We start from the raw sequence: 23,924 nt of genomic DNA on the forward strand, positions 1-23,924 counted from the left end.
TCGCCCTGCGCCGGCGCGAACGCCTCGACTACCGGCGGCGCACCGTCGGCTTCGTCTGGCAGCAGACCGGCCGCAACCTGGTGCCGTACCTCACCGCCCAGGAGAACGTGGCCCTGCCGATGAAGTACACGCGCGTGCCGCGCCGCGAACGCCTCACACGCGCCGCCGAACTCCTCGACGTCCTCGGCATCGCCCACTGCCGCCACCGCCGCCCCGCCGAGCTCTCCGGCGGCGAACAGCAGCGGGTGGCCGTCGCGGTCGCCGGCGCCAACAGCCCGCGGGTGCTGCTCGCCGACGAACCCACCGGTGAACTCGACACGACCAGCGGAGAGTTGGTGTTCGAGGCGCTGCGCCGGGCCAACGAGCAGCTCGGCGCGACCGTGCTGGTCGTCACGCACGATCCGTTCGTCTCCGGGCAGGTCCGCTGCACCGTCCGCATCCGCGACGGCCGTACCTCCACGGAGACCCTGCGCGGGCCCGGCGCCGACGCGGCCGAGGAGTTCACGGTGCTGGACCGCGCGGGCCGCCTCCAACTGCCCCGCGACTACGTGGAGCGCTACGGCCTGCGCGGAAGGGTTCGTCCAACGCCCGAACCGGACCACGTGGGCCTGTGGCCCGACACCTCCCAGGAGCGCGACGACTTGACGGACCGGCCCGCCGGACAGTGAGCAGGGCCACGTCCATTCGGCACCGCCGGACAGTGAGCAGCGCCACGTCCGTTCGGCACCGGTACTGGTGTGCGGCATGATCCTGTTGGGCAGTCACATGGCTGACCCCGGGAGCAAGTCGCCGACCGGGGCGCGAGTTCGCTGGTGTGGGGAGTGGGACGTGCGGGTGTGCGTGATCGGGGCGGGTCTGTCGGGGCTGGCGGCCGCACGGGCCCTGAAGGAGTCCGGTGTCGAGTTCGTCTGCCTCGAGAAGTCCCCCGGCGTAGGGGGCATCTGGCGTCAGCCGCAGGCGGGGGAGCGAGGCCCGGGCTATCTCGCCCTGCACCTGAACTCGGCCAAGCAGCTGACCGGCTACAGCGACTACCCGATGCCCTCGTCGTACCCGCTGTATCCCCGCCACGACGATGTCGCCGCGTATCTGCGGTCGTTCGCCGAGTGGGCGGGCCTGCTGGACCACGTGGAGCTGCGCACCGAGGTGGTCTCCGCGGACCAGGACGCCGACGGCGCGTGGACGGTGGTGAGCCGCGACGCGGACGGCGCCCTGGCCTCACGGCGTTTCGAGCACGTGATCGTCGCCTCGGGATATCACTCGGAACCGGCGCTGCCCGATCCGCTCCCCGCGGGCGCGGAGGAGTTCACCGGCAGGATCCTGCACTCCCTCGACTACCTCGACGGCAGCGACTTCGCCGGACAGCGCGTGGTCGTGGTCGGGCTCGGCGCCTCCGCGGTGGACATAGCCGCCGACCTCTCCCGCCACGCCGAGCGGACGGTGCTGTCCGTGCGGCGCGGCATGCATGTCCTGCCCAAGCAGCTGTTCGGCATGTCGCTGGACGAGATCGCCGAATCCCCCTGGTGGATCGAGATGTCGCTGGAGCAGAAGCGCCGCTTCGTGGAGCAGGCACTGCTCGTCGCCCGGGGCCGGCTGTCGGACTACGGGCTGCCCGAACCGGACCACCCGCTGTTCTCCTCCGCCGTGACCATCTCGGACGAGATCCTCAGCCGCATCCGCCACGGCCGGGTCACGCCGAAGCCGGCCATCGCCTCCTTCGAGGGCGGCCGGGTCGTCTTCACCGACGGGACCTCGACGGAGGCCGACGCGGTGGTGTACTGCACCGGTTTCCGCATGGCGCACCCGTTCCTGCCCGCCGGCTGCCCGGCAGCGCCCGGCGGCCCGGTCGAACTGTACCGACGCGTCGTGTCGCCGGACCGGCCCGGCCTCTACTTCGTCGGTCTGGTCCGCCCCGTGGGCACGGTCACCCGGCTGGTCGAGGCCCAGGCCGAGTGGGTGACCCGGATCGTCCGGAAGGAGGTCGTCCTGCCCTCGCCGGAGGCGATGCGCGAGGAGATCACCGCGTATCTCGCCGGCATCGCCGAGCGGTACGGCCTCAGCCGGGGCTCCTCGATCCAGGTCGATGTCGCCCCGTATCTGGGGGAGTTGCGCGGGGTGCTCAGTGTGTAGCCCGGGGCCCGCTCCCGCCGCCCGGCGCCGCCGCGTGCTCCGTGACATCGTGGTGCCATGACCATCGATGTCCGCCCGGCCACGGTTTTCGAGGACGTGCGTGCCGTGCTCGGGCCGAAGTCACCGGGGGCCAACGTCTGCTGGTGCCTGAGCTATCGCATCCCGTCCAAGCTCAACAACGAGCTGCGCGGGCCCGCCCGCGGAGAGTACGTACAGCAGCTGTGCGGTGCGGAGCCGCCGCCGGGCGTCCTCGCCTACGACGGGGACGAACCGGTCGGCTGGGCCGCCGTGGCGCCGCGCGCGGACACGTCCTTCGCGCGCAACCGCAAGATCCCCCATGTCGACGATCTGCCCGTGTGGTCCCTGTGGTGCATCCGCGTCCGTCCCGGCCACCGCAAGCAGGGCATCTCGCACGCACTGATCGAGGGCGCGGTCGAGTTCGCCCGCGGTCACGGCGCCCCGGCGATCGAGGCGTACCCCCTCGACAACGGGGACGCGAAGGTCGACCTGACCATGGCGTACGCAGGGCTCCGCAAGAACTTCGAACGCGCGGGCTTCTCCTACGCCGCCGACACCACCTCGGTGCTCGCCGGTCATCCCCGGATCCTGATGCGACTCGACCTGCGCTGACGTCCGGCCCGGCCCGCACCGGCGGCGTACTGTCGGCGTATGCCGCCGCTCTCACCCCGCCTCGCCCGGGCCGTGGACGCCCTTCCGCTGCAGCCGCACCTGCGGGTCCTGGAGATCGGGTGCGGCCCGGGCGCCGCCGCCCGGGCCGTGGCCGCGCGCCTGGAGGACGGTCACATCCTCGCCATCGACCGCTCAGCGGCGGCCGTCGCGCAGGCACGCACCGCCTGCGCCGAGGAGATCGCCTCCGGCCGGCTCACTGTACGGCAGTGCGCGGCCGAGGACTTCGTCCCGGAGCCCGGCGAAGGACCGTTCGACCTGGTCTTCGCGTTCCGCGTCGGCGCGCTCGACGGCCGGCACCCGGAGGCGGGCCGTCGGGCCCTGGCCCGGATCGCGGCCGCACTCGCCCCGCAAGGCCGGCTTCTCATCGACGGGGGAGACCCTCTGCGTGAGGTGCCCGTGCCGAGGTGAGCCATGCCCAGGTGAGCGCGCAGGAGAGCGTTCACGCCGCGCTGCCGCGCCGGCCCGCCGTGGCCTGCCACTTTCGGCCCATGGCCCGCAGCAGCGCCGGATACACGCCCACATACCGGAACGGCTTGATGCCGAGCATGTACACGGAACCGAACAGTCCGTTCGGCTTCACCAGGACGGCCATCTGGCCGCGGTAGGCGCCGGTCGTGCCGTCCTGGACCCAGCCGATGTGCATGACCGCGTGCACCGTGCGGTTGGCGATCTCGGCCGCCCACTCGTCGTGCAGCTGGTACACCGAGGTGAACGGGGCGGAGCGCACGTCGGGCCCGCGCGGAGCGTCCCGGAGGTCCGCCGGAAGGCGGTCGCGCAGGCTCGGCCCCCGGCCGCCGCCGTCCTTGTCCCAGCCGAACAGCCGCCCCAGTCGCCAGCGCAACGCGAACAGCGCGCGGTACACCGGCGACGGTGCCTTCTCGTCCCCGCCCGCGATCTGCTCGACCAGGTACGGCAGATCGTCGGGACCCCCGGGTGTCGGCAGCGCCCACACGTCCTCGAGCCGGAAGTCACCGGCGATCTCGTGGATCCGCCAGGGGCGGGAGGTGTGCGCGGTACTGGCGAGTCTCATCGGCGACCCCTGTCTATACGATGCCGTACAGATGAACCGTAGCCTCATCTATACGCTGCCGTATAGATGAGCCGGCAGCCGTGAGGGGAGACACACCATGGCCGTTGCCCGCACGCCCCGCGGCAGGTGGATCGAGGCGGGACTGCGGGCGCTGACCGCCGGCGGCCCCGAGGCCGTCCGCATCGAGTCGCTGGCCCAGTCCCTCGGCGTCAGCAAGGGCGGCTTCTACGGATACTTCCGCAACCGGGACGCCCTGCTCACCGAGATGCTGGACGCCTGGGAGCGCGAGGTCACCGACACGGTGATCGAGCAGGTCGAGAGCGGCGGCGGCGACGCCCGGGCCAAGCTGAAGCGGCTGTTCACCATCGCCTCCGCCACCGACGAACCCGTGACGGGCATCCCGGCCGAACTCGCCATCCGTGACTGGTCCCGGCGCGAGGCGTCCGTCGCCGAACGCCTCCGCCGCGTCGACAACCGGCGCATGGACTACCTGCGCGCGCTCTTCGCGTCCTTCTGCACCGACCCGGACGACATCGAGGTCCGCTGCCTGCTCGCCTTCTCGGTCCGCGTCGGCGAGCACTACATCGCCGCCGACCACGGCCGCCGCAGCCGCGCCGAGGTCATGGAGCTGACCAGCCGCTGGCTCCTGCGCTGACCCTCCGGACCGCGCTACGGCGCTCCCCGCCCGCTGGGGAGTTGTGCGAGCGTGGCGGCGATGCCGGTGCGCCGGGCGAGATCCGTCAGCGCGCGGCGACCGGCGACCGGCTCCCGCGACGACCTGCTCAGCCCGTCCACGCGAACGCCGTGACGACGCCGTCGAGCACGATCAGCCGACCGGCCAGTGCGCGCCCCTGCTCCGGGGCGGAGGCGGCTGCGTCGGCTGGACCTGGCCGTTGCGGATCACGCCGCGCCAGGCGCCGCCCTCCTGACCGAGCCCCTCGATGAACTCCTTGAAGTGACCCAGCTCCGTCCGGATCACACGGGGCAGCGCCTCGGTGCGGTGCAGCAGACGGGCCCTGGTGCCGCGGGGCTCGAAGACGACGCGTACGACGACCTCCGTACGGTCCGCCGCCAGCGCCCGGAAGGCGACCTCACCGCGATGACCGGATCGCCGGTCCAAGGTGCGCCAGGACACCAGCTCGTCGGGCCGCTGCTCCACGATCTCCGCCGTGAACTCGTGCCGCAGCGGGCCGGCCCCGATCACCCAGTGCGTCAGATTGGGCCGCAGCTGCTCGACCCTCTTCACCGCGGTCATGAACCGGGGAAAGCTCTTGAACTGCGTCCACTGGTTGTAGGCGGTGTGCACCGGAACGGCGACCTCGACCGACTCCTCGACGCAACGCGTGGCTGTCTGCATGGCCCCACCTGTCGTCCGGCACTGCTGACCTCAGTGTCACCGCCCGTCCGCGCCACCGCCACCAGGAACTGCCCGCAGCGGGCGCGTAGCCCGTACGGACCGGCAGGAAGAGCACCCGACCGCATCGATCTGCTGGTCCCGGACATCGCGGCCGCCCGCGACTTCTACACCGGCTATCTCGGCCTCAGCGTCGAGGGGTTCGACCTGGGCTGGGTCGCACAGTACCGCTCGCCCGACGGACGCGCCGAGATCCAGCTCCTGACCCGGGACGCCACCGCACCCCTGACCCGTCGTGTCGGTCAAGGTGGGCCGGGCCGTCGACGAGGCGTACGCCGAGGCGCGACGACGCGGATACGAGATCGTGCACCCGCTCACCGAGGAACCGGGGGCCTGCGCCGCTTCTTCGTCCGCGCACCCGACGGCAACATCCTCAGCATCGTCAGCCACGAGGACACGTGACCCGCGAACGGCCCTGCTACGCCGGTCCGCCGAGGAAACGCTCGCGGTCGACGACCACCCGGTCGATCTCGCCCGCCGCCACGAGTTCCCCCGAGCCGTCGACGGCCCGGACCACGAAGGTGAGCCGCCGCCCGGTCACCGTCGGCGGCTCGGCGGTCACCTCCACCGCTGCGCCCACGCCCGTGGCACGCAGATGCCGGACACGGACCTCGGTACCCACACTCGTCCCGCCCGGCTCGACGAGGGGTGCGGCGGCCCGCACGGTGGCCGCCTCCATCCAGGCGATCAGCCGAGGCGTGGCGAGCACGGGCACATCCCCGCTGCCCAGGGCCACCGCGGTGTCGTCGTCGGTCACTTCATGGCGCATCGCCTCACCGTAGCGGCCGGCGACCGCCCTCACCCGCACAGGGTGGTCGTGTGGCGGCCCTCTGACACCGGCACAAGACTGAGGGGAGCCGAGCGACCGGTCGAGAGGGAACCCCATGCCGAAGCCGTCCCACGACGAGTCGAAGGACCCGCTCACCGTGACCCCGCCCAAACGCTGGGCGGCGGGCGTCCCGGCGGTGGCGCACGCGCTGGAGTACTCCCTGGAGCAGACCTCTCCCGTACGCGCCGGAACGACCCTGCTGACGATGAACCAGGTCGGCGGCATCGACTGCCCCGGCTGCGCCTGGCCCGACCCCGCCCCGGGCCACCGGCACCGCAACGAGTACTGCGAGAACGGCGCCAAGCACATCAACGACGAGGCGACGTCCCGCCGCATCACCGCCGGCTTCTTCCGCGACCACCCCGTCTCCGACCTGGCCCGGCGCTCCGACATGTGGCTGAACCACCAGGGCCGGCTCACCGAACCGGTCGTCAAATGGCCGGGCTCGGACACTTACGAGCCCATCAGCTGGAACGACGCCGTCGGCCTGCTCGCCGGGGAACTCACCTCGCTCGACTCACCCGACGAGGCGGTCTTCTACACCTCCGGCCGGGCGAGCAACGAGGCGGCGTTCGTGCTGCAGCTGTTCGCGCGCGCCTTCGGCACCAACAACCTGCCCGACTGCTCCAACATGTGCCACGAGTCCAGCGGCTTCGCCCTGCACGAGACCCTCGGCACCGGCAAGGGCACGGTCAGCCTGGAGGACCTGCACCACGCGGACCTGATCTTCCTGGTCGGCCAGAACCCCGCCACCAACCACCCCCGTCAGCTCTCCGCGCTGGAACAGGCCAAACGCAACGGCGCCCGCGTCATCGCGGTCAACCCGCTGCCCGAGGCCGGACTGCTGCGCTTCAAGAACCCGCAGCAGATCAACGGCGTCGTCGGCCACGGCGTCCAGATCGCCGACCGGTTCCTGCACATCCGCTGCGGCGGGGACCTCGCCCTGTTCCAGGGACTGAACCGCCTTCTGCTCGAAGCCGAGGACGAGCGTCCCGGCGGCGTCCTGGACCACGACTTCATCCGCACCCACACCAGCGGCTTCGAGGACTTCTCCCGGCACGCCCGCACGATCGACTTCGGCGACGTCCTCACCGCGACCGGACTGACCCGCGAGGAGATCGAGAAGGTCCGCGACGACGTCCTGCGCAGCGAACGCGTCATCGTCTGCTGGGCCATGGGCGTCACCCAGCACAAGCACGGCGTGGCCACCATCCGCGAGATCGTCAACTTCCTGATGCTGCGCGGCAATCTCGGCCGTGCCGGAGCCGGAGCCTGCCCCGTCCGGGGACACAGCAACGTCCAGGGCGACCGCACCATGGGCATCTGGGAACGGATGCCGGACTCGTTCCTCGACGCCCTGCGAGAGGAGTTCGGCTTCGACCCGGCCCGCGCCCACGGACTGGACTCGGTGAACGCCATCAAGGCCATGCGCGAGGGCCGCGTCAAGGTCTTCCTCGCCCTCGCCGGCAACTTCGTGCGGGCCGCCCCCGACAGCGCGGTCACCGAGGAGGCCCTGCGGAGCTGCCGCCTGACCGCCCACATCTCCACCAAGCTCAACCGATCCCACACCGTGTGCGGCCGGACCGCGCTCATCCTGCCCACGCTGGGCCGCACCGAGCGCGACTTCCAGGCCGGCGGCGAGCAGTTCGTCACCGTGGAGAACTCGATGAGCGAGGTGCACGTCTCCCGCGGGCGACTCAAGCCCGCATCCAAGCTGCTGCTCAGCGAGGTCGCCATCCTGTGCCGGCTCGCCCACCGCACGCTGGGCACCGAGCCGAAGATCCCGTGGGACGCGTTCGAGGCCGACTACGGCGCGATCCGCGACCGCATCTCACGCATCGTGCCGGGACTGCACGACTTCAACCGGCGCGTGGCCCGCCCCGGCGGCATCAGGCTGCCCAACCCGGTCAACGAGGGCGTGTACCCCACACCGGCCGGCAAAGCCCTCTTCACCTGCAACGACTTCGACATGCCGCGCGTGCCCGAGGGGCATCTGCTGCTGCAGACGCTGCGCTCCCACGACCAGTGGAACACCATTCCGTACACACCGAACGACCGCTACCGAGGCATCCACGGCAGCCGCCGCGTCGTCCTCGTCAACCGGGCCGACGTGACGGACCTCGGCCTGACCGAGGGCCAGCATGTCGACCTGGTCAGCGTGTGGACGGACGGCAGCGAGCGGCGCGCCGCGGACTTCCGGGTCGTCACCTACCCGACCACCCGCGGCTGCGCCGCCGCCTACTACCCGGAGACCAACGTCCTGGTACCGCTGGACAGCGTCGCCGACACCAGCAACCAGCCCACGTCGAAGAGCATCGTCGTACGACTGGAGCCGGTGCGTCCGGAGCCGGTGCGTCACCCGCCTTCGCCGTAGCGAGTCGGCGGGAAGGGGCCCTCCTGCGTCCACCGCGTGCGCATCATCCCCAGGCCGACCTGCCGGTCGATCTCGGCCGTCGCCTCGCGGTGGACCGCGTCACGGTCCCGGGCGGACTCGGGGCCCGGCGGCCGGGTCAGTCCGGCCTCCACACGATCCTCCTCGGTGCGCCGTGCCAGTTCCTCGTCGTCGGGCCGCAGGGGCAGCCCCCGCCCGTGACCGAAGCCGGGGTTGCCCTCGACCTGCCGGTTCGACTTGTGGTGTCCCATCGTTCCTCCTCAGGAGGAGATCGGTGATCTGCGGCGCCGCGGTCAGGATGCCTCGGCCTTCGAAGCGGCGGGCGCGTCGCGGCGCACCGTGCAGTGCAGGGTGTCGTGGACGACATCGGCCACGATGGTGTCACCCGGCTCGGCCTCACCGCCGAGCAGCAGGGATGCGATGCGGTTGTCGAGTTCGCTCTGAATCGTGCGGCGCAGCGGCCGGGCACCGAACTCGGGCTGGTGGCCGTGCGCGATCAGCAGCTTCTTCGCGGCGTCGGTGACCTCCAGCGTCATCCCCTGGGCGCGGACCCGGTGCTTGCTCCGGTCCAGCAGATGGTCGACGATCTCGGTGAGATCGTCCTTGGTGAGCGCGTGGAAGATGATGATGTCGTCGATGCGGTTGAGGAACTCCGGCAGGAAGCGGGACCGCAGGTCCTCCATCAACTCGTCCTTGATCTCGGACACATCGCCCTGGTGCTCCAGGATGCGGTGGGCGCCGATGTTGGACGTCATGACCACGATGCAGTGACGGAAGTCCACCGTGCGCCCCTGGGCGTCGGTGAGCCGCCCGTCGTCGAGGATCTGCAGCAGCGTGTTGAACACATCGCGGTGCGCCTTCTCGACCTCGTCGAAGAGGAGCACGCTGTAGGGCTTGCGGCGGACCCGCTCGGTGAGCTGGCCGGCCTCCTCATAGCCGACGTATCCGGGAGGCGCGCCGACCAGCCGGGCGACGGTGTGCTTCTCCTGGAACTCGCTCATGTCGAAGCGGATCATGCTGCTCTCGTCACCGAACAGCAACTCGGCGAGTGTCTTGGCCAGTTCGGTCTTGCCGACCCCAGTGGGACCGAGGAACAGGAAGGATCCGACGGGCCGGTTCGGGTCGCCCATGCCGGCGCGGTTGCGCCGCACGGCCTGCGAGACCGCGGTGACGGCCTCGTCCTGCCCGACGATCCGCTCGTGCATCTCCTCCTCGAGCTTCAGCAGCTTCTCCTTCTCGCCCGCGGTGAGCTGAGCCACCGGGATGCCGGTACGACGCGACACCACGTCGGCGATGTCCTCGGCCGTCACCGACACCACGCCCTCACGGCGCTCCTCCACCCCCGCGAGCTCCGCCCGGACCTCGGCGATCTGCCGCTTCAGCTCGGAGGCCCGCTCGAAGTCCTCGGCCGCCACCGCCTGATCCTTCTCCCGTTGCAGCCTGGCGAGGCGCTCCTCGCGTTCGGCCAGCTCCGACGAACGCCCGGCGCTGCGCAGCCGCACCCGCGCCCCCGCCTGGTCCATCAGATCGATGGCCTTGTCGGGCAGGAACCGGTCGCTGATGTACCGGTCGGACAGCTCCGCCGCGGCGGCCAGGGCGGCGTCGTCGAAGCGGACCTGGTGGTGCGCCTCGTAGGCGTCGCGCAGACCCTCCAGGATCTGCACGGTCTCCTCCACCGTCGGCTCGGGCACCATCACCGGCTGGAAGCGGCGCTCCAGGGCGGCGTCCTTCTCGACGTGCTTGCGGTACTCGTCGATCGTCGTCGCGCCCACCACGTGCAGCTCGCCGCGTGCCAGGGCCGGTTTGAGGATGTTCGCCGCGTCCATCGATCCCTCGCCCGTGGCGCCCGCGCCGACGACCGTGTGCAGTTCGTCGATGAACAGGATGATGTCCCCGCCCGCCGCCCCGACGTCCTCGATGACCTTCTTCAGCCGCTCCTCGAACTGCCCTCGGTACTGCGCACCCGCCACCATCCCGGACAGATCCAGCACGACGACTCGCTTGCCCTTCAGCGTCTGTGGCACCTCGTCCGCCACGATCCGCTGGGCCAGTCCTTCCACGATCGCCGTCTTGCCCACGCCCGGCTCACCGATCAGCACCGGATTGTTCTTCGACCGCCGGGAGAGGATCTCGACCGTCTGCTCGATCTCCTCCGCCCGGCCGACCACCGGATCGAGCCGCCCGGCCCTCGCCTCCTCCGTGAGGTCCCGCCCGAACTCGTCCAAGGTCGTGGACGGCTTTCCCGGCTCCGCGGGACCGCCGTCGGGACGGGGCGCCTGCTCGGTGAGTCCGCGCAGCTTGCGCACGTCCGTACCGTCATCGCTCAGCAGCCGCGACGCACCGTTGCCGACGTCGTCGAGGAGGGCACCGAGGATGTGCTCGGGACCGATGTACGAGGCGCCGGCGGCCTGGGAGTGGGCGTAGGCGGTGGCGAGCGTGCGCTTGGCAGCCGGCGTGAGCCCTGGTTCGCCCGACGCTTCCCCGGTCGCACGCGGCAGCACTTCCGCGATCTTGGAGGCGAGTTCGTCCGGGTCGATCCCGACCCGGGACAGCAGCCCCCGCGAGGGGTCCACCCGGGAGGCGGCCCACAGCAGGTGCTCGGTGTCGAGGTCCGACGTACCGTCCTCCAGCGCCCGCCGCGCGGCGAGGTTGAGCAGCTCCTGGGACGACTCGCTCAGCAGCCGCCCGATCGGCACGCGCTGCACCGCCGGCGGCGACGTGGCGGGAGACATCCCGAAGAACCGGTTCAACAGATCATTGAAAGGGTCGGAGGACCCGAAAGCCGAGCCGAACGGCGACGACATGAGAGCTCCCTGTGGGTCTTGAGAGGGATCGCTGCACGGGTCCCTTCCGATTGTCGACCCGTGGGCGGTGCACGGCGAGTGGGGCCGGATACGGGGACGGCACGGACTGCTCGGCGGCCGGCTCACCGGATCAGGCGTGTGGGACGGCATCGCCTCGATCCTCATCGGGCTGCTGCTGGTCTACGTCGCCGGGGTGCTGGGCCGCGCCAACACCGGACTCCTCATCGGACGCGCCCTGCCGCCCGCGCAGCGGGACGCCGTGCGCCGCGAACTGCGGTCCGTGGCGCACATCGAGGACGTCCTCGAACTGACCACCCTGGTCCAGGGCCCGCGCGAGATCCTCGTCGCGGCGAAGATCGATTTCCGCGACCTCTCGACGGCCGACGAGATCGAATGGGCCTGCGAGGAGGCGGAGACCCGGCTCCGGGCACTGCTGCCCGCGGTCAGACGGGTCTACCTGGACCCGACGCCGCCTTCGCGCACTCAGGAATCTCAGGACTCCCAGTAATCCCAGGACGCTCAGGACTGAGGCCGCTTGCCGTGGTTCGCCGCGTGCTTGCGGCGGGACTTCTTCTTGCGCCGTCGCTTCGAGGACACACCGACCTCCTGATGACGTGAACGAGAACTGCCGCTCGCGGCGACATCCGACCCGCCCAGGCAATCACCGTTTCCGCACGGCCGCGACTCAGGCTCAGGACGGCGGCGGATAGGTGAGATGCCCGTCGAGCACGCGCGCGTGCTCATGGAGAACCGCCGGCTTCGTCACCGTGGGGGACATGATGTGGGCGACCTCGGCGCCCGCGACGATCAACGCGTCGGTGATCAGCCGACGATGACAGCGCCAGGGCACCGCCTCACTGCACATGATCGCCGGCCGTTCGCACTCGGCCAGCTCCAGCAGTTCTCCGAGTCCCTCCCGAAAATCACCGCTCGCCATGTAGTCGGCGTAGTCCCGGAATGCCTTGACCCGCCACGCCCCGTTCACACTGGGCACACCCTTGGGCGTGTGCCGGCGACCACCCAGCGCAGGAATCCATCGGTACCGGACATCGGGCGGCAGAGCCTCGACGAGAGCCTGCTGATTCCACTGCGGAAATTTCCTCGACGACGGATAGGACCGCACATCGACCAGCCACGTGACGTCATTACGCCGCAGCATCTCCACCACTTCCCCGACCTCACGCGTCGAGTGCCCCACGGTGCAGATCCGGTTCACCCTTCCTGAGTCTAGGCGGGAGCCGAGCCGGCGGCGGGCCCCGTTGTCAGTGCCGCGTGGGAGACTGCGCGCCATGATCGAATCGAACCGGCAGGCCGACCTGCTCCGCTATCTGCAGGACGCGCGTGAGGCGCTGCTGTGGAAGCTCGAAGGGCTCTCGGAGTACGACGTGCGCCGCCCGCTGACGCCCACCGGCACCAATCTGCTGGGGCTGGTCAAACACCTCGCACGCGTCGAGCTGGGCTACTTCGGCGACACCTTCGGCCGCCCCTTCTACGGCGAGGAACAGCCGCCGCCCGCGTGGTACGTGGACGCCGCCGAGGAGAACTCCGACATGTGGGCCACCCCCGACGAGACCCGCGAGGAGATCGTGGGCCTGTACCGGCAGGCGTGGCGGCACACCGACGCGACCGTCGAGGCGCTCGGCCTGGACGCGATCGGCCACGTCCCGTGGTGGCCGGAGGAGCGACGCGAGACGACCCTGCACCACGTCCTCGTCCGCGTCCTGTCCGACACCCAACGCCACGCGGGCCAGGCCGACATCGTGCGCGAACTCATCGACGGCTCGGTGGGCATGCTCCAGGGCAACACGAGCATGCCCCCGGGCGACCGCGACTGGTGGAAGAACCACCACGACCGAGTGGAACAGGCGGCCCGGGAGGCGGACGGCACCGGCTGAACGCGCAGTCGATCAGCACAAACCCCAACTGCCCCCGCCGCAAGGCAAGTCGAGGCATGTGCCGGATAGTCTCACCGGGGCGACCCCCGCCCACGTGAGGAGGCTTTGGCCGGTGACACTCCAGGTGCGCGGCATCGTTCTGCCCGAGCGGGAGGAGCGGACCTTCTGGACCGACGGCGACCGACTGCGTACCGAACCGGTGCCCGGCGCCCAGCTCGTCGTGGACGGCGGCTGGCTCCTGCCCGGCCTGGTCGACGTGCACACCCACCCGGGCACCGAGGCCCTCGACACCCCCTTCACGGACGAGACACTGCGCCGCCACCTCACCGAGCACCGCGACGCCGGAGTCCTGGCCGTGCGCACCCCCGGGTCCGCGGCACGTATTCCGGCCTGGGTGGACGAGGACCCGGAGCTGCCCCGGGTGCGGTCGGCGGGGCGCTGGCTGGCCACTCCGGGCCGGTTCTTCCCCGGCTTCGGGCGTGACGTGAGCGAGGCGGATCTCGTGCGCGCCGCCGTCGAGGAGGCCGAGGCGTCCTCCGGGTGGTGCAAGGTGATCGCCGACTGGAGACACGACGAGCCGCCCCTGCCCGCGGACGTTCTCGCCGCCGTGGTGGAGGCCGTGCACGCGGTCGGCGGGCGGGTGGCCGCCCACTGCCAGACCGCCGACGGCAGCCGTAACGCCGTCCTCGCCGGCGTCGACAGCCTGGAACACGGCATGCATCTCGACCCCGGGCTGATCGACCGGATGGCCGCTCAGGGCACCGCCTTCGTCCCGACCCTCAGTGCCTTCGCCGCCGGTGTCGACCGCAGACGTGCCGAGGAACCGAGCGCCCGCCGGGACTGGTGGCTGTCCGGCTGGGAGAGCCTGCTCCCCACTGTCACGGCCGCCTACGAAGCCGGAGTTACCGTGCTCGCGGGCACGGACAGCTTTCCCTGCGGGACCGTCACCTCCGAGATTCACTGGCTGATCCGAGCCGGTCTGCCGGCCCGGGCGGCACTCGGTGCGGCGTCCTGGGGGGCACGCTCCTGGCTCGGTCTGCCGGGGCTGGTGGACGGAGGCCCGGCCGACCTCGTCGTCTACGACGCCGATCCCATCGCCGACCCGTCGGTGCTCGCGCATCCGCGTCGCATCGTCCTGCGTGGCCGGGTCGTCGTCTGACCAGTGGCGCCCGAGCGTGTGGGCGAGCCGCACGATGTCCGTGCGTGGGAGGGTTCGGCCGTAAAACGTCCTGTGCGTGAGAGTTGGGTGAGGGGATGGTCACAGATCTCGCGCAGGCGTCGGTTGGATCTTCAACCAGCCTTCTCAGCTCGGCATTTGCTCGGTGGTTGGCTCAACTATGCGCGGACCTTGTGGAGATGGCACCCGGTGCCGCCCCGCCCGGCGTGCACAGGGGATTGATCTGACCGTGACAAGTAGTCACTCTTCTCGTCATCCTCCGAACGCCACGCCGCGCCGGAGGTGAATCCCCCCACCTGACGAGGAGACCCCTCTTCATGACGCATCAGACGCACACCGGTGCACGCAAGCTCACCGCCACCGCGATCGCGGTGACCGCCGCGACCACGGCAGCGCTCCTCACCGCGCCGTCCGCCCACGCCGAGCCTCCCCAGGGCACCGTCCACGGGCTCGACGCGAAGGGCGCCGTCGACGGCAGCTTCATCGTCCTCCTCGACGAGAAGGCCTCCGCCGACGACAAGAAGGACCTGGCCCGCGAGTACGGCGGCAAGCTCAGCCGCGCCTACGGCTCGGCCGTCAACGGCTTCGCGGCCACCGGCCTGACCGACGCCGAGGCCAAGCGTCTCGCCGGCGACCCCGCCGTCGGCTCCGTCGTGGCCAACCGCACGCTGCACACCACCGCCACCCAGGACAACCCGCCCTCCTGGGGCCTGGACCGGGTCGACCAGGCCGACACCGCGGGCGACAGCAAGTACAGCTACCCCGACCAGGCCGGCGAGGGCGTCACCGCCTACGTCATCGACACCGGTGTGCGCGTCACGCACAAGGACTTCGAGGGCCGCGCCAAGCACGGCTTCGACGCCATCGACAACGACGACACCGCCGACGACGGCAACGGCCACGGCACGCACGTCGCCGCCACCATCGCCGGCGCCGCGCACGGCGTCGCCAAGAAGGCGAACATCGTCGCCGTCAGAGTCCTCGACGACAACGGCTCCGGCACCACCGAGCAGGTCATCGCCGGCATCGACTGGGTCACCAAGAACCACAAGGGTCCCTCCGTCGCCAACATGAGCCTCGGCGGCGCCGCCGACCCCGCACTCGACGCGGCGGTCAGCAAGGCCATCGCCTCCGGGGTCACCTTCGCCGTCGCCGCCGGCAACGAGTCCGCCGACGCCGGCGGAGGCTCGCCCGCCCGCGTCCCGGAGGCCCTCACCGTCGCCTCCAGCACCAAGGACGACGCCCAGTCCGACTTCTCCAACTTCGGCTCCGCCGTGGACATCTACGCGCCCGGCTCCGACATCACCTCGGCCTGGAACGACAGCGACGACGGCACCAAGACGATATCCGGCACCTCCATGGCCTCCCCCCACGTCGCGGGAGCCGCCGCCGTGTATCTGGCCGGCCACCCCGACGCCACCCCTGACGCCGTGGCCAAGGCCCTGACCGACGGCGCCACCGCCGACAAGATCAGCAACCCGGGCACCGGCACGCCCAACAAGCTGCTGAAGGTCACCGAATAGACCGGGCGGCACAGCCGTGAGGGGCCACGGAGGACACCAGTCTCCGTGGCCCCTCAACACGCGGAGTGGCCCGGCTCACATGGCGTATCGGACCTGCCCCCGACACGATGGTCTTCGTCACCGGCAGGCTGAAGGGATCACCAATGTTCCGCAAGGTGCTCGTCGCCAACCGCGGTGAGATTGCGATTCGCGCGTTCCGCGCGGGCTACGAGCTGGGCGCCCGTACCGTCGCCGTCTTCCCGTACGAGGACCGCAACTCGCTGCACCGGCTCAAGGCCGACGAGGCCTACGAGATCGGGGAGCCGGGGCACCCCGTGCGCGCCTATCTCTCCGTGGACGAGATCGTCCGCGCGGCGCGTCGCGCCGGAGCCGACGCCGTCTACCCCGGCTACGGCTTCCTGTCCGAGAACCCCGAGCTGGCCCGCGCCTGCGAAGAAGCGGGCATCACCTTCGTCGGACCGAGCGCCCGCATCCTCGAACTGACGGGCAACAAGGCCCGCGCCGTGGCCGCCGCCCGCGAGGCCGGCGTCCCGGTGCTCGGCTCCTCGCAGCCCTCCACGGACGTCGACGAACTCGTCCGCGCCGCCGAGGGCATCGGCTTCCCCGTGTTCGTCAAGGCGGTCGCGGGCGGCGGCGGGCGCGGCATGCGCCGCGTCGAGGACCCCGCCCAGCTGCGGGAGTCCATCGAGGCGGCGTCCCGGGAGGCGGCCTCCGCCTTCGGCGATCCCACGGTCTTCCTGGAGAAGGCCGTCGTCGAACCCCGCCACATCGAGGTGCAGATCCTCGCCGACGGCGAGGGCAACGTCATCCACCTCTTCGAGCGGGACTGCTCGGTGCAGCGCCGCCACCAGAAGGTCATCGAGCTCGCTCCCGCACCCAACCTCGACCCGGCGCTGCGCGAGCGGATCTGCGCCGACGCCGTACGGTTCGCCCGCCAGATCGGCTACCGCAACGCCGGCACCGTGGAATTCCTCCTCGACCGCGACGGCAACCACGTCTTCATCGAGATGAACCCCCGCATCCAGGTCGAGCACACGGTGACCGAGGAGGTCACCGACGTCGACCTCGTGCAGGCCCAGCTGCGCATCGCCGCCGGTGAGACGCTCGCCGATCTCGGGCTCGCCCAGGAGACGATCACCCTGCGCGGCGCCGCCCTGCAGTGCCGTATCACCACCGAGGACCCGGCCAACGGCTTCCGCCCGGACACCGGCCGGATCAGCGCCTACCGCTCGCCCGGCGGCTCCGGCATCCGCCTGGACGGCGGCACCACCCACGCCGGTACGGAGATCAGCGCCCACTTCGACTCCATGCTGGTCAAGCTCAGCTGCCGGGGCCGGGACTTCACCACGGCCGTCAACCGCGCCCGGCGTGCCGTGGCCGAGTTCCGCATCCGCGGCGTGGCCACCAACATCCCCTTCCTGCAGGCGGTGCTGGACGACCCCGAGTTCCAGGCCGGCCGGGTCACCACCTCGTTCATCGAGCAGCGCCCGCACCTGCTCACCGCACGCCACTCCGCGGACCGCGGCACCAAGCTGCTGACGTACCTCGCCGACGTCACCGTGAACAAGCCGCACGGCGAGCGGCCCGAACTGATCGACCCGCTCACCAAGCTGCCCGCGCTGCCCACCGGGCAGCCGCCGGCCGGCTCCCGGCAGCGGCTCACCGAACTCGGCCCCGAGGGCTTCGCCCGCTGGCTGCGCGAGTCACCCACCCTCGGCGTCACCGACACCACCTTCCGCGACGCCCACCAGTCGCTGCTCGCCACCCGCGTGCGCACCAAGGACATGCTCGCCGTGGCGCCCGTGGTCGCCCGCACCCTGCCGCAGCTGCTGTCCCTCGAGTGCTGGGGCGGCGCCACCTACGACGTCGCCCTGCGCTTCCTCGCCGAGGACCCCTGGGAGCGCCTGGCCGCCCTGCGCGAGGCCGTCCCCAACATCTGCCTGCAGATGCTGCTGCGCGGCCGCAACACCGTCGGCTACACCCCGTACCCGACCGAGGTCACCGACGCCTTCGTGCAGGAGGCGGCGGCCACCGGCATCGACATCTTCCGCATCTTCGACGCGCTCAACGACGTCGACCAGATGCGCCCCGCGATCGAGGCCGTACGCGAGACCGGCACCGCGATCGCCGAGGTCGCCCTCTGCTACACCTCCGACCTGTCCGACCCGAACGAGCGCCTCTACACCCTCGACTACTACCTGCGCCTGGCCGAGCAGATCGTCGAGGCGGGCGCGCACGTCCTGGCCGTCAAGGACATGGCGGGACTGCTGCGGGCACCGGCCGCGGCCAGGCTGGTCTCCGCGCTGCGCCGCGAGTTCGACCTGCCGGTGCACCTGCACACCCACGACACCGCCGGCGGCCAGCTCGCCACCTACCTCGCCGCCGTCCAGGCCGGGGCGGACGCGGTCGACGGGGCGGTGGCCTCCATGGCGGGCACCACCTCCCAGCCGTCCCTGTCGGCGATCGTCGCCGCGACCGACCACTCCGAGCGGCCCACCGGCCTCGACCTCCAGACCGTCGGCGACCTGGAGCCGTACTGGGAGAGCGTGCGCAAGGTCTACGCCCCCTTCGAGGCGGGCCTCGCCTCCCCGACGGGCCGCGTCTACCACCACGAGATCCCCGGCGGCCAGCTGTCCAACCTGCGCACCCAGGCGATCGCGCTCGGCCTCGGTGACCGCTTCGAGGACATCGAGGCGATGTACGCCGCCGCCGACCGGATGCTCGGCCGCCTGGTCAAGGTCACCCCCTCCTCCAAGGTGGTCGGCGACCTCGCCCTGCACCTGGTGGGCGCGGGCGTCTCCCCGCGTGACTTCGAGGCGGACCCGGGCCGGTTCGACATCCCGGACTCCGTGATCGGCTTCCTGCGCGGCGAGTTGGGCACCCCGCCCGGCGGCTGGCCCGAGCCGTTCCGCACCAAGGCCCTCAAGGGCCGGGCGGAACCCAAGCCCGTCCAGGAGCTGTCCGCCGACGACCGTGCCGGACTGGCGAAGGACCGGCGGGCCACGCTCAACCGGCTGCTGTTCCCCGGCCCCACGCGCGAGTTCGAGACGCACCGCCAGTCCTTCGGCGACACCAGCGTCCTCGACAGCAAGGCTTTCTTCTACGGACTGCGCCCGGGCAAGGAGTACGCCGTCGACCTCGACCCGGGTGTGCGGCTGCTCATCGAGCTCCAGGCCATCGGTGACGCCGACGAGCGCGGCATGCGCACCGTGATGTCCACCCTGAACGGCCAGCTGCGGCCGATCCAGGTCCGCGACCGGGCCGCTGCCTCCGACGTCCCGGTCACCGAGAAGGCCGACCGGGCCAACCCGGGGCATGTGGCGGCGCCCTTCGCCGGCGTGGTGACCCTGGCGGTCGCCGAGGGCGACGAAGTGGCGGCCGGCGCCACGGTGGCCACCATCGAGGCGATGAAGATGGAGGCCGCGATCACCGCCCCGAAGGCCAGCACGGTCAGCCGCCTGGCCATCAACCGCATCCAGCAGGTGGAGGGCGGCGACCTCCTCGTCGAACTCGCCTGACACCACCCGGCGCGCGGGAGGCCTCGCTCGACGCCTCCCGCGCACGGCACATCTCAGGCTCCGTGACGCCCCGCGCCCTATCGGTGACTCCACTCGTAGTACTCTGCCTGAAGTAGTCTGAGTCCCTGCAGCCGATGGAGTCGTGTCATGGTGAGACGGAACGACCAGCGGCGGGCCGCGCTCGTCGACGCCGCGATCGAGGTGCTGGCCAGGGACGGCGCACGCGGTCTGACCTTCCGCGCGGTGGACACCGAGGCCGCCGTACCCACCGGCACCGCGTCCAACTACTTCGCCAACCGCGACGACCTGCTCACCCAGGCCGGCGCCCGGGTCTACGAACGGCTCCAGCCCGACGAGGCCACCATCGCCCGCCAGCGTGCCGCCGGCCGGGACCGGGCGACGTACGCGCAGCTGATGCGTGAACTCGTCGGCCGTATCGCCGCCTTCCGCACCGGATACCTGGCGCTGCTCGAACTGCGCCTGGAGTCCACCCGCCGCCCCGCGCTGCGCACGATCCTCACCGAGCGCGTCCGCGCGGACGTCGACGCCAACGTCTCCTACCACGAGGCGTCCGGACTGCCCGGCGACGCCACCGCCGTCAAGCTGCTCTACCTTGCCCTGAACTGGCTCATCGTCGAGCAGCTCACCCTGCCGGACGTCTTCACCGAGGCCGAACGCGAACAGCTGGTGACCGCCGCGGTCGAGCGGATCGTGGGAGCGGAGTAGGCCCGGACGGCGGGACCGACGGGCGATTGTCAGTGGCGGGTGTCACGCTGAGGTCGAAGAGGATTCAGCGAAAGGGATTCGCCGTGATCACCACTGACTTCGCTCCCGGGGCGCCCTGTTGGCTCGACCTCGGTGCCCCCGACGTCCCCGCCGCCGCGGCCTTCTACAGCGCGGTGCTCGGCTGGGACTACGAGTCGATGGACGACGAGAGCATGGAAGGCGGGATGTTCCGCAAGGACGGCAAGATCGTCGCCGGCCTCGGCAAGCTCACCGAGGAAGGGGCCCGCTCCGCCTGGATGATCTACTACAGCGTCCCCGACGCGGACGCCACCACCCAGGCGGTGGAGCGCGCCGGCGGCACCGTCCGGGTGGCGCCGATGGACCTCGACGAATGGGGCCGGATGGCCCAGTACACCGACCCGCTGGGCGGCCAGTTCGCCGTGTGGCAGCCGGGGACCAGCAAGGGCGTCGAGCTCGTGGACCAGCCCGGCTCGCTGTCCTGGACCGAGCTGATGACCACGGACGTCGCCGCCGCCAAGGAGTTCTACCGGGAGATCTTCGGCTGGCAGTACAGCGAGATGGAGATGCCCGGCGGTGAGGGCACGTACCACATGATCACCCCGGCCGGGCAGCCCGAGGAGCGCATGCACGGCGGCCTCGTCGAGCTCGGCAAGGAGGACCTGTCGCTGACGAACGGCCGCCCCTACTGGCACCCGGTCTTCGCGGTCGACGACTGCGACGCCACGGTCGCCAAGGTCACCGAGAACGGCGGCAGCGTGCAGATGGGGCCGGAGGACGCGGAAGGTGTCGGCCGGCTGGCGGTGTGCCTCGACCGGGCCGGCGCGGACTTCGTGGTCCTGAAGCCGACGGAGAGCTGACCGGGACTTTCTCGCTGACCGCATTCCCTGACCGGCTCCCCACCTCTACGGCACCATGTGCCCCGTCCGGGACCACGTGCCCGTCCGAGTAAGGAGCCGGCCAGGGGCCAGTGACGGTCAGGTACTCGTGAGGACCACGAGCTGCCGCGTCGCACGGGTCATCGCGACGTAGTGGTCGACCGCTCCCTCGATGCCCTCCCCGAACCTCTCCGGATCGACGAGGACGACCAGGTCGAACTCGAGCCCCTTCGACAGCTCCGGCGTCAGCGAGCGCACCCGGGGCGACGCAGGCCGGAAGGCGTGATCACCGATGACGCAGGCGGTCCCCTCGGCATGCTCGGCGAGCCAGGCGTCGAGGACGGCATCCCGCTCGGTGACGGACCCGTACACCACGGGCACGCCGCTGCTGCGGATGGACGTCGGCACGTTGGCGTCCGGGAGCACGGCCCGGATGACCGGCTCTGCCTCCGCCATGATCTCCTCCGGCGTCCGGTAGTTGATGCTCAGGGACGACGACTCGATCCGGTCGAAGCCGACCCGCTCCAGCCGCTCCCGCCACGACTCGGTGAAGCCGTGCCGGGCCTGCGCACGGTCACCGACGATGGTGAAGCTCCGGGACGGGCACCGCAGCAGCAGCATCTGCCACTCCGCGTCGGTCAGTTCCTGCGCCTCGTCCACGACGATGTGCGCGAACGGACCGGCCAGCAGATCCGGGTCGGCGACGGCCAGTTCGGACTGGTCGACCATGCTGACCCGCGCGTCCTCGCCGCGCAGCATCCTGACCAGGCCCACCCCGTCGTCACCGTCCGCGCCCGAGTCGGCCGCTGCCTCGATCAGGTTGTCGACGACCTGCGCCATCCGCTCACGCTGGGCGGCCAGTGCGGCCTCCTGCCGGCGCTTGCGCCGGGCCGTCTCCGGGTCGCCGAGCCGCTGCCGCGCCGCGTCCAGGAGCGGCAGGTCGGACACCGTCCAGTCCTGAGGCTCCGCGCGCTGGAGCCGGCGCACCTCGTCGCGGCTCAGCCAGGGCGCGCACATCCGCAGATAGGCGGGCACGGACCACAGATCCCCCACGAGATCGGCCGCCTCCAGCAGCGGCCACGCGCGATGGAGGGCCGCGACCAGCTCCCTGTTCTGCCGCAGCGACTTACGCAGCAGGTCCTCGGAGACCCCGCCGTCGTGCTTGTCCACCAGGATCGTGAGCAGTTCCTCCCACACCTGCTCGCGCGCCTCGTTGTGCGGGGTGCCGGGCTCCGCGGCCTGGAACGCCGCGGCCCAGTCGTCGGCACTCAGCCGCACGTCGGACCAATGGGTGGTGACCGTCATGCCCTCGGCGGGCGGTTCCTCGTAGAACCCGACCGCCTTCTCGATGGCCCGCACCATGTCCGCGGACGACTTCAGTCGCGCCACCTCCGGGTCGGCCTCCTCCGTCGCCGAGGCCCCTTCGGCGACGAGGTCCCGCAGGACGCAGGTCTGCACGCCCTCCTCGCCGAGGCTGGGCAGCACATCGGCGACATACGCCAGGTAGGGGCGGTGCGGGCCGACGAACAGCACGCCGCCCCTGCGGTGACCGAGCCGCGGATCGGAGTGGAGCAGATAGGCGGAGCGGTGCAGGGCGACGACGGTCTTGCCGGTGCCGGGACCGCCGTCGACGACGAGAGCGCCGCGGGAGCTCGCGCGGATGATGGCGTCCTGGTCGGCCTGGATGGTGCCCAGCACGTCCCGCATCCGCTCGGACCGGTTGCCGCCGAGGCTGGCGATGAAGGCGGACTGGTCGTCGAGCGCGGCGTGCCGCTCCAGCCCGTCCGGGGTGAACACCTCGTCCCAGTAGTCGCTGATCCGGCCGTCGGTCCAGCGATACCTGCGGCGGCTCGCAAGCCCCATCGGGTTGGCGTGGGTCGCGCCGAAGAACGGCTCGGCCGCCGGGGAGCGCCAGTCGACGAGCAACCGCCGCCCCGTGCTGTCCGTCAGCCCGAGCCGTCCTACGTACACCGGCTCGGCACCGTCCGCGGCGACCATGCGCCCGAGACACAGATCCAGGCCGAAGCGGCGCAGGGTGCGCAGCCGCGCGGTCAGACGGTGGATCTCCGCGTCCCGGTCCATCGCGTGCCGGCCCATCCCGCCCGGCGCCCTGCGCTCCGCGTCGAGGCGGGCCGACACTTCGGCGATCGACTGCTCGAGGCAGTGCGCGACGGCCGCGAAGTGCTGCTCGTCGGCGGCGATCAGCGCCGGATCGGACTTGGCCGCAAGACGCTCGGGAAGGGCGAACGCGCTGCTCGTCAGCGATTCGGCATCCTTGTGCGATCCATACGTCGACATGTCCACATGCACGTGGTGACTCTCCCCGTTTCCGCAGGTTTCCGGCTCAGGCCGGAGATTCTGCGGCACGGAGGGGGCCTTGCCGCAAGGCCCCCAGTGCGCTATAAGTTGAGAGTGGCAAGGAGCGCGTACTCCTTGCCCTTTCTTTTTGCGCCGCTCTTTTGCCCCGCGACCGCGGGACGTCCTCATGCCTCCCAGGAGGCGGGACCGCCGAGGAGTTCCGAGGCCGTCCGCAGCGGCGGGGCGGCACGCACCGCGTCGGGGTGCTCGTGACAGGTGAAACCGAGCCGGGTGAGGGCGCGTACGACCTCCCCGCTGCTGAAGTCGCGGCGGTCCTGACGCGTGATGACCTCGCCCACCTGCTTCACCGGGTAGCGGCGCCGGCCGATGGTGACGGACTCGGCGGTGATCAGCTCGGGCGTGACGCCCTTCATCGAGCCGAGCACTCCGTCCTTGCTGAGTTCGAAGGGGTATCGAGCGATGACACAGCGCATGATGCCTCACAGGGGGTGGGGGAGCGGGGCGGGTGAGCTTCCTGGTCCGGCGGCTCTACGCGGCCGCGGAGCCCGGGGGCTGCCGCCGTGCGCTGCGCCGCGCGGCCCCGC

The 23,924-nt window shown here is 71.3% G+C and carries 23 protein-coding genes and 1 pseudogene; 14 read left to right on the plus strand and 10 right to left on the minus strand.

Annotation, left to right across the window (positions count from 1 at the left end; all coding sequences use genetic code 11):
- The 4 genes from N4P33_RS15560 to N4P33_RS15575 all read left to right on the plus strand — a co-directional run.
- The coding region (locus tag N4P33_RS15560; RefSeq protein ID WP_260827203.1) for an ABC transporter ATP-binding protein at positions 1-668 on the plus strand (668 nt) is incomplete at its 5' end.
- A 160-nt stretch (positions 669-828) separates the two neighbouring features.
- A complete protein-coding gene (locus tag N4P33_RS15565) occupies positions 829-2,127 on the plus strand; it encodes an NAD(P)/FAD-dependent oxidoreductase (protein WP_260827204.1) in 1,299 nt (432 codons plus the stop codon).
- A 57-nt stretch (positions 2,128-2,184) separates the two neighbouring features.
- A complete protein-coding gene (locus N4P33_RS15570) occupies positions 2,185-2,757 on the plus strand; it encodes a GNAT family N-acetyltransferase (protein WP_260827205.1) in 573 nt (190 codons plus the stop codon).
- A 39-nt stretch (positions 2,758-2,796) separates the two neighbouring features.
- Positions 2,797-3,225 (plus strand): cyclopropane-fatty-acyl-phospholipid synthase family protein, encoded by a 429-nt coding sequence (locus N4P33_RS15575; protein WP_260827206.1) that lies wholly within the window; start codon positions 2,797-2,799, stop codon positions 3,223-3,225.
- Positions 3,226-3,256: 31 nt separating this feature from the next.
- On the opposite strand, the gene N4P33_RS15580 is transcribed toward N4P33_RS15575, so the two are convergent.
- Entirely contained in the window at positions 3,257-3,847 is a 591-nt protein-coding gene (locus N4P33_RS15580) for a DUF2867 domain-containing protein (protein WP_260827207.1), read from the minus strand.
- A 97-nt stretch (positions 3,848-3,944) separates the two neighbouring features.
- Here N4P33_RS15580 and N4P33_RS15585 point away from each other — a divergent pair, with 97 nt between their 5' ends.
- On the plus strand, positions 3,945-4,502 hold the full coding sequence (locus tag N4P33_RS15585; RefSeq protein WP_260827208.1) for a TetR/AcrR family transcriptional regulator: 558 nt from the start codon (positions 3,945-3,947) through the stop codon (positions 4,500-4,502).
- Between the two features lie 14 nt (positions 4,503-4,516).
- Here the strand turns inward: N4P33_RS15585 and N4P33_RS15590 are convergent, their stop codons facing one another.
- Positions 4,517-4,642: a hypothetical protein gene (locus N4P33_RS15590; RefSeq protein ID WP_260827209.1), complete on the minus strand. Its 126-nt coding sequence runs from the start codon at positions 4,640-4,642 to the stop codon at positions 4,517-4,519.
- Between the two features lie 31 nt (positions 4,643-4,673).
- Entirely contained in the window at positions 4,674-5,204 is a 531-nt protein-coding gene (locus tag N4P33_RS15595) for an SRPBCC family protein (RefSeq protein ID WP_260827210.1), read from the minus strand.
- Between the two features lie 33 nt (positions 5,205-5,237).
- Here N4P33_RS15595 and N4P33_RS15600 point away from each other — a divergent pair, with 33 nt between their 5' ends.
- Positions 5,238-5,663, plus strand: a complete 426-nt coding sequence (locus tag N4P33_RS15600) for a hypothetical protein (protein ID WP_260827211.1) — start codon at positions 5,238-5,240, stop codon at positions 5,661-5,663.
- A 16-nt stretch (positions 5,664-5,679) separates the two neighbouring features.
- Here the strand turns inward: N4P33_RS15600 and N4P33_RS15605 are convergent, their stop codons facing one another.
- Positions 5,680-6,030: a thioesterase family protein gene (locus tag N4P33_RS15605; protein ID WP_260827212.1), complete on the minus strand. Its 351-nt coding sequence runs from the start codon at positions 6,028-6,030 to the stop codon at positions 5,680-5,682.
- 115 nt (positions 6,031-6,145) lie between these two features.
- Between N4P33_RS15605 and N4P33_RS15610 the strand changes: the two genes are divergently transcribed.
- A complete protein-coding gene (locus N4P33_RS15610) occupies positions 6,146-8,464 on the plus strand; it encodes an FdhF/YdeP family oxidoreductase (RefSeq protein ID WP_260827213.1) in 2,319 nt (772 codons plus the stop codon).
- Here the strand turns inward: N4P33_RS15610 and N4P33_RS15615 are convergent.
- Entirely contained in the window at positions 8,446-8,733 is a 288-nt protein-coding gene (locus tag N4P33_RS15615; protein ID WP_260827214.1) for a hypothetical protein, read from the minus strand. The genes N4P33_RS15610 and N4P33_RS15615 overlap by 19 nt on opposite strands.
- Before the next feature lie 42 nt (positions 8,734-8,775).
- Positions 8,776-11,286, minus strand: coding sequence for an ATP-dependent Clp protease ATP-binding subunit (locus N4P33_RS15620; RefSeq protein ID WP_260827215.1), 2,511 nt, complete (start codon positions 11,284-11,286; stop codon positions 8,776-8,778).
- 100 nt (positions 11,287-11,386) lie between these two features.
- On the opposite strand from N4P33_RS15620, the pseudogene N4P33_RS15625 reads away from it, so the two are divergent.
- Positions 11,387-11,794, plus strand: a pseudogene (locus N4P33_RS15625) (cation diffusion facilitator family transporter); the annotation flags it as partial.
- 11 nt (positions 11,795-11,805) lie between these two features.
- Here the strand turns inward: N4P33_RS15625 and N4P33_RS35690 are convergent.
- Positions 11,806-11,883 (minus strand): 50S ribosomal protein bL37, encoded by a 78-nt coding sequence (locus N4P33_RS35690; protein ID WP_373287922.1) that lies wholly within the window; start codon positions 11,881-11,883, stop codon positions 11,806-11,808.
- Positions 11,884-11,977: 94 nt separating this feature from the next.
- Positions 11,978-12,445 (minus strand): DUF488 family protein, encoded by a 468-nt coding sequence (locus N4P33_RS15630; RefSeq protein WP_399029520.1) that lies wholly within the window; start codon positions 12,443-12,445, stop codon positions 11,978-11,980.
- Positions 12,446-12,575: 130 nt separating this feature from the next.
- Between N4P33_RS15630 and N4P33_RS15635 the strand changes: the two genes are divergently transcribed.
- The 6 genes from N4P33_RS15635 to N4P33_RS15660 all read left to right on the plus strand — a co-directional run bounded on the left by N4P33_RS15635 (position 12,576) and on the right by N4P33_RS15660 (position 21,003).
- Positions 12,576-13,181, plus strand: coding sequence for a DinB family protein (locus N4P33_RS15635; RefSeq protein WP_260827217.1), 606 nt, complete (start codon positions 12,576-12,578; stop codon positions 13,179-13,181).
- Positions 13,182-13,293: 112 nt separating this feature from the next.
- A complete protein-coding gene (locus tag N4P33_RS15640; protein WP_260827218.1) occupies positions 13,294-14,340 on the plus strand; it encodes an amidohydrolase family protein in 1,047 nt (348 codons plus the stop codon).
- A gap of 335 nt (positions 14,341-14,675) precedes the next feature.
- Positions 14,676-15,881, plus strand: coding sequence for a S8 family peptidase (locus N4P33_RS15645; protein ID WP_260827219.1), 1,206 nt, complete (start codon positions 14,676-14,678; stop codon positions 15,879-15,881).
- A 143-nt stretch (positions 15,882-16,024) separates the two neighbouring features.
- Positions 16,025-19,399 (plus strand): pyruvate carboxylase, encoded by a 3,375-nt coding sequence (locus N4P33_RS15650; protein ID WP_260827220.1) that lies wholly within the window; start codon positions 16,025-16,027, stop codon positions 19,397-19,399.
- Between the two features lie 147 nt (positions 19,400-19,546).
- Positions 19,547-20,125, plus strand: coding sequence for a TetR/AcrR family transcriptional regulator (locus N4P33_RS15655; RefSeq protein ID WP_260827221.1), 579 nt, complete (start codon positions 19,547-19,549; stop codon positions 20,123-20,125).
- 83 nt (positions 20,126-20,208) lie between these two features.
- Positions 20,209-21,003, plus strand: coding sequence for a VOC family protein (locus tag N4P33_RS15660; protein WP_260827222.1), 795 nt, complete (start codon positions 20,209-20,211; stop codon positions 21,001-21,003).
- A 117-nt stretch (positions 21,004-21,120) separates the two neighbouring features.
- Here N4P33_RS15660 and helR read toward each other — a convergent pair whose 3' ends face one another.
- Together helR and N4P33_RS15670 are read right to left on the minus strand one after the other, a co-directional pair.
- A complete protein-coding gene (gene helR, locus N4P33_RS15665; RefSeq protein ID WP_260827223.1) occupies positions 21,121-23,319 on the minus strand; it encodes an RNA polymerase recycling motor ATPase HelR in 2,199 nt (732 codons plus the stop codon).
- Positions 23,320-23,504: 185 nt separating this feature from the next.
- A complete protein-coding gene (locus N4P33_RS15670; RefSeq protein ID WP_260827224.1) occupies positions 23,505-23,813 on the minus strand; it encodes an SCO5918 family protein in 309 nt (102 codons plus the stop codon).
- Positions 23,814-23,924 lie beyond the last annotated feature (111 nt).

Source organism: Streptomyces sp. 15-116A, assembly GCF_025290915.1.
Taxonomy (GTDB): Bacteria; Actinomycetota; Actinomycetes; order Streptomycetales; family Streptomycetaceae; genus Streptomyces.